The 1,052-nt window shown below is 61.5% G+C and carries 1 protein-coding gene; it reads right to left on the bottom strand.

Annotated features, from left to right (window positions below; genetic code table 11):
- A partial coding sequence (locus G6N73_RS35830; protein ID WP_165034568.1) for an IS4 family transposase occupies positions 1 to 1,042 on the bottom strand: 1,042 nt, incomplete at its 3' end.
- Positions 1,043 to 1,052: the final 10 nt, after the last annotated feature.

The raw sequence follows: 1,052 nt of genomic DNA, 5'->3' as shown, positions 1-1,052 counted from the left end.
CCGAGGCCCTGTCGGGATGGCTGGCGATCCAGTGCCGCAGGGCATCAAAGCCGGTTCTGAACCACGACTTTCGACGGTATCCATGGCTTGCGCGGGCGATGTTGGCGTGACCCTTGGTGGCGGATGCGCAGGCATGCGCCCATGCCAGGGCCAGAGCGACAACAGCCATGAGCAGGCTCAGCTTGGCGGGCTGCGTCAGCTTGGTGTCTTCCATGTTGAGGCCGCGTGTCTTGGTGTCGCCGAACAGGCATTCGATTTGCCAGCGCCTTTTGTAAGCGGCCAAGGCGCCGTTCGGCTCGCAGTTGGTAGCGATGATGATCATCGTGCCGTCGTTGCGCCGTTTGGCGGCGAAGCAAAGCGTGCCCGCGAAGCGCTGCTGCATGCCTTCAAAACGACCCTTGTGGACGGCCAGTTGGCGACGGCTTGGCCTGCGTCTCGTGAGCGAGGCAAGCGATGCGACGCGGCCGTCCTCAAGGATAACAATAAGGTTCTCCTTCACGCGGATGGCAAAGGGGATGTTGTTTTTGACAAGGAATTCAAACCACTGGTTCCCGATGAACTCCCGGTCGGCGAGCAGGATCCTGATCGAGGCGGCGTCGAAGATCGCCAGATAGCGCTCCATCAGCGTCATGCGATCTTGCATGCTGCTGCCACCACCATCATCAAGCACAGTCCACAGGATGGGGATGCGAACCCGACGCGCCGCGATGCACAGAACCAGCAGATTGACGTCCTTGGCGCCCAGCTTCCAATTGGTCCGGTCAAGGCACAGCTGGAAGGGCGGGCGCAGGTTCAGCAGCACCACCAGCGTGCGCGCCAGCCAGTCCTCGTCGAGCCGAACGAACTGGAAGAAGCGCTGAAGACGCCGATAGTTGGAGGCAAGACGCGCCGGGCCGCGGAAATGTCCGGCGATGTGGCTCAGATTCACCGTTCGCCCGCAAACAAGGCCAAGAACGACAACGACCAGCGTCTCAAGCCGGCTGTTGCTCAAAGGCACATGGCGCGATAGCGTCGAAGCGAGAGTGTCGGGACGGCAAGGCATTCGGAAGGAT

Source organism: Allomesorhizobium camelthorni (assembly GCF_011045125.1).
GTDB lineage: Bacteria > Pseudomonadota > Alphaproteobacteria > Rhizobiales > Rhizobiaceae > Allomesorhizobium > Allomesorhizobium camelthorni.
This window is presented reverse-complemented; position numbering and strand designations above follow the sequence as displayed.